1 protein-coding gene is annotated in these 1,024 nt (G+C 61.6%); it reads left to right on the forward strand.

Annotation, left to right across the window (positions count from 1 at the left end):
• Positions 1-1,024, forward strand: a 1,024-nt coding sequence (locus tag ABD747_RS26555; protein ID WP_344810178.1) for a hypothetical protein, incomplete at both ends; no start/stop codon positions are given.

The following is a 1,024-nucleotide window of genomic DNA, read 5'->3' on the forward strand; positions in this document are numbered from 1 at the left end:
TGGGATGATCCTGGTTTCTTCCCGATCGGCGTCTGGTGGTCAGGCGTCTCGAGCGCGTCCGAGGTCAACTTCGATAAGTCATTGGGGTTGAACTTCTACACCGAGATCAATCCAGACACCGATTACAACCTCATTCAGGACAACGGCATGTACTGGGTCGGCCAACCCGGACTACGCAACCTCAAGGATGACTCCCCCAACTGGGTTGGCTCCTTCCTCGGCGACGAAGTCGACGGGCGGTTCGACCCACCCTCAGCAGGATTCACCGAACTCCAGCGCGCCGAAGACGCAGCCCCACCGGCCATCACCGGCCGCTTCCGCTACGCCAACTTCACCTCCTCAGTGCTCTCCTACGACCGCAAACCCACCGACGCCGAGAAGTACGTCAACGATTACACCGACGCAGTCTCCATCGACGCCTACTTCCACTCAGTGCCCCAATGCAGCTGGGACCAGAACTGGGCCCGATACATCGTCGACGTCCCAAAGTCGACCTGCCGTACCGCCCATACCTACGGCCAGATGATCGACGCCCTCCGCATCCGCGACCAAGCCGACGGCCACCTCCAGATGCTGTGGAACTTCATCGAGCCCTACGCGCCCGAGACCGCCGACGGCTACCATGCCGTCAGCCCCGAACAAGTCAAGGGCGCGACCATGGCCTCCATAATCCACGAAGCCCGCGGCATCATCTACTTCAACCAGGTCTTCTCCGGCCCCTGCGCCACCGGGAACTTCTTCCGCGCCGCCCAGAACGATCCCCACGGCTGCGCCGGACCCAACACTCAGGCCGTCAAGGAGGTCAACACCCAGATCAAGACGCTCGCCCCCGTCATCAACACCCAGTCCTACCGCTGGACCTTCGGACCCCAGCTCGACACCATGCTCAAGATCAAAGACGGCTACGCCTACATCTTCGCCATGACCGACGGAACCCAGGGCAAACGCACACTCCAACTCCCCACCGGACTCACCACCACCGCCGAAGTCCTCAACGAAAACCGCCGCATCACCACCACCAACA

The organism is Microlunatus ginsengisoli (genome assembly GCF_039537205.1).
In the GTDB taxonomy this organism is placed as follows: domain Bacteria; phylum Actinomycetota; class Actinomycetes; order Propionibacteriales; family Propionibacteriaceae; genus Microlunatus; species Microlunatus ginsengisoli.